Below are 3,233 nucleotides of genomic sequence, written 5' to 3'. Positions count from 1 at the left end.
GGCTCGCCAGTGCCTCAGGGCCGCGAATGCTCATAACTCTACCACCGCGTTACCGCCCCGCCGGACACCGGCACATTGTAGTTTACTTCGATGAATCCATAGGATTTCCGGCCGATTTCATTGTTCTGGATGATGCCGTCGTCACGCCTGTCCGCCATCACCGCGTCATAGACCGCTTCGGGAACCCGCACGCCCCAGATGCTGACCGTTTCGGTCGCGCCAGTCTCTTCGTTGAGAATGGGCAGGCTGAGCGTCTGCCCGTCGGCATCGAGCGCCTCGACCACCAGATAGTAGTTGGTAGCGTCGGTATTGATCTCCGGGAAGGTCCAGAAGCCAGATTGCTCGTCCGCGCGATTGACCACCCGCAGCGTATATTCCTGCCGGATCAGATCGCGCAGCGCCGTCAGGTCCGCCACCGCATCCTCGGCTGCCGGGCGGTTGCCCTCAGCGGCAAAGGTCTGGCCTCGCGTGCGGATGGCCTCGGCATCCAGCACCGCCTGCTGCACCTTGGTCTCTTCAAAAATCGTATCGTACAGATTGTCCATCTGCGCGGGCAGACCTTCGGCCAGCTCAATCCGCGCCTGTTGGGCCTGTTCGGCCTGATAGGGCTGCCACACGCCGAAATAGCCAACAAACAGCGCCACCAGGGCCGCAGCGATCAGCAATACCGGCTTGCCCCATTGCTGGCGTCCAACATAGAGCCGCGCCAGCGTCACCCCAAAGCTGGGTGTCGGGGGATCATAGGTAAACCGGCTTTCCTGCAGAGCCACCACACCCTCCCTGAGAATGTGGTCGGACACCTCAATGCCCTGCTGATGGTAAATGTCGCGCAGCCTGTCGATCAGTTGCGCTTCCTTGGCGTCGGTATCGAGTTCACGCGTGGCCAGACCCTGCTGGTGGCGCAGCGTGTCCACCACGTCCATGGCCAGCATGACTTCGTCCAGGGGGGCAGCAGACCGCGCTGTCACGTCACTCATTATTGCCGCCCGCCCTTGCCCGCCGGTCCCCTCAGTTCTTGCCCTCAAGCAGCAATGCATTGCCCTCGGCGGCCAAAGCCGCCAGCCGGCGCTTGCCATCTTCCACTGCGTCGCGGATTTCCTCGGAATTCTTGGTCGAGGCCACGCGCATCTCGTTGATGATGGTGCGGCTCTTCTCCTGGAAGTTGACCACTGAATCCACCAGCTTCTTGACCGCATCGGCGCGTACGGTTGGGCCATAACCGGCCCGCACGGCCTCCTCGGTCACCTTGTCGCCGATTTCCGAAAGGGTTTCTAGGCTCTTGCTCATCCCTTCCTTCATCGCATTCAGCGTGGCGGTGGACTCGTGCAAACCAAACATGCCGGTAAACGAGGCAGACAGTGCGGTCAGCACTGTTTCATTGGTCGAAAAGAACGAGATCGACTGCTGATACACGCGTTCCTTGGCGTTGGTGGTCTGCATCAGCCGCGCCATTACCACTTCGGATGTGTTGTAGGAGATAGTCAGATTGTCCGACAGATCCTTGGCGATCTGGTACCGCGCTTCCTCATTTTGCATGTCGCGCAGCTTTTCGTCGCGATCCATTTCCAGCCGCGCCCGGTCCGCCGGCACGCTGCCGGCAAAGGACGACACAGCGGTCGATGCCGCCAGCAGGATGTCCTTTTTTCCCTTCAGGCGCTGTTCAGCGGTGTGCAGCACTTCGAGCGCCATCACCTCGGACTGCTTGAGCGCACCACGGAAATCGCGATAGGCCTCCAGAATGGTGTGCTCGCGATCGATCTGGTCTTTGGTATCGGCCGTGACGTCCAGATAGGTGTCGCGGATCTTGTCAAAGCGCGTGGCAATATCGCCGCGGCTGACCTTCATCCACACATTGGACGCCCGCTCGAGCAGGTCGAGCTTGTTGTCTGCCAATTGGTCGACCATGCCTTTGGCGTCGTCGCGGATGGAATCAAAGCCCTTGGTGATGTCTTCGTAGCGCTCGCCGATCTGCATGGCGGCAATCTGCTCGCGCACCACCTCATTAAAGGCACTCGCCTGGCTCAGCGTCCGCCCGATCAGCAACACGCGGGTTTCGTCCAGCTCGGTAATTTTCTCCAGCAGGCCCGTAATCGGGGCTTCACCCTGCTGTTCGGGCCAGATGCCCAGGTCACGAATGGCGTTGACTGCCTTGTCCAGATACTGCAGCGGCTTTTCCGCCCCCATGGCAGCGGGTGCAACTGAAGCCATTGATGTCGTAGACCCGTCATTGGCCATTTTATCGCTCCTCATCCTATCCAGACGAGCCGGCAAATGCCTGTCGTCGTGCTATTGATCGCTGGTGTGCCGCTGCGTGACAATTGCAACTGCTCGCCCCGACAACTATTTAGACATATTGGTGCGAAAAAGCCGCACGTAAAGAGCCGGAGCACCCCTATGACACCTAGCTGTTTCCCTTGGCATCGCGGCCACAATAGGGCCGGGTTCCAGCACCGGCGCGACGGGAGCCGCTGATGGATTTTGGTGGACGCTATCTGATGGCAGCGCCGCGGGTCGCGGTATGGGCCGCGCTCAATGACACCGCCATGCTGAAAGCCGCCATTCCAGGCTGCCACAAGATCGTCTGGTCGGGGGCCGATACACTGGATCTCGAGATCAAGGTCAATCTTGGCGTCGTCCATCCCATCTTCAAAGGCGATCTGGCGCTGACCGACATCGTCCCGGCCGAACGCTATACGCTCACGGGCCGGGGCAGGGGCGGGCTGCTGGGACTGGCTGAAGGCGCAGCCGATATCATTCTGTCCGATCATGGTGAACACACCCTGCTGGTCTTTGCTGCGCGAGGCGGCGCCTCCGGTCAGATCACCAAGCTGGGCAAAGCGATCATCGGCAATTCGGCGCAGAAGATCATCGATGGCTTTTTCGAGCGTTTTGGCGCGGCCATGGATGCCCAGGTGACGCCCTTGCCGGTCGAATAGCCCAGCTGACCTAACCTATTGATGGGCTTGTATGACTTCGGTTGCTACACCGGCAGGACGGCGCCCGGAAACTCGTCGTTCTCCTTGCCAACGGCTCGCTGGTGATCAGCGCCAGGCCGTTTCCGACCCCGGTATCGATCTTCGGCGGCAGGCAGCTGCAATGCAGTGCTCGGGCTGTGCTGTCAGCCTGGCTGACGGGTGCGTGGCCAGCGGCCTGATGGTCAAATTTTGACCAACCGGAAAAATATCATCAATTGCATCTTGCAAGCTGCCGATTTGCACGATTGTATCGACTGA

4 protein-coding genes are annotated in these 3,233 nt (G+C 60.1%); 1 reads left to right on the top strand and 3 read right to left on the bottom strand.

The annotated features are described in order from the left end of the window. Positions 1-38: 38 nt before the first annotated feature. Together Q8O80_RS08035 and Q8O80_RS08030 are read right to left on the bottom strand one after the other, a co-directional pair. Positions 39-977 carry a DUF6384 family protein gene (locus Q8O80_RS08035; protein ID WP_305578748.1) on the bottom strand — a complete coding sequence of 313 codons (939 nt, stop codon included), beginning with the start codon at positions 975-977 and terminating at the stop codon, positions 39-41. A 31-nt stretch (positions 978-1,008) separates the two neighbouring features. Next, on the bottom strand, positions 1,009-2,235 hold the full coding sequence (locus Q8O80_RS08030) for a cell surface protein (protein ID WP_371136141.1): 1,227 nt from the start codon (positions 2,233-2,235) through the stop codon (positions 1,009-1,011). Positions 2,236-2,471: 236 nt separating this feature from the next. On the opposite strand from Q8O80_RS08030, the gene Q8O80_RS08025 reads away from it, so the two are divergent. After that, positions 2,472-2,936 carry a CoxG family protein gene (locus Q8O80_RS08025; RefSeq protein ID WP_305578746.1) on the top strand — a complete coding sequence of 155 codons (465 nt, stop codon included), beginning with the start codon at positions 2,472-2,474 and terminating at the stop codon, positions 2,934-2,936. A gap of 105 nt (positions 2,937-3,041) precedes the next feature. Here the strand turns inward: Q8O80_RS08025 and Q8O80_RS08020 are convergent. Beyond that, positions 3,042-3,233 (bottom strand): hypothetical protein (locus Q8O80_RS08020; protein ID WP_305578744.1); only part of this gene is annotated, 192 nt, incomplete at its 5' end.

Origin of the sequence: Devosia sp. (genome assembly GCF_030689745.1) — a bacterium.
GTDB lineage: Bacteria > Pseudomonadota > Alphaproteobacteria > Rhizobiales > Devosiaceae > Devosia > Devosia alba.
Note: the sequence above shows the minus strand (reverse complement) of the source record. Positions and strands in the feature narration are given on the sequence as shown.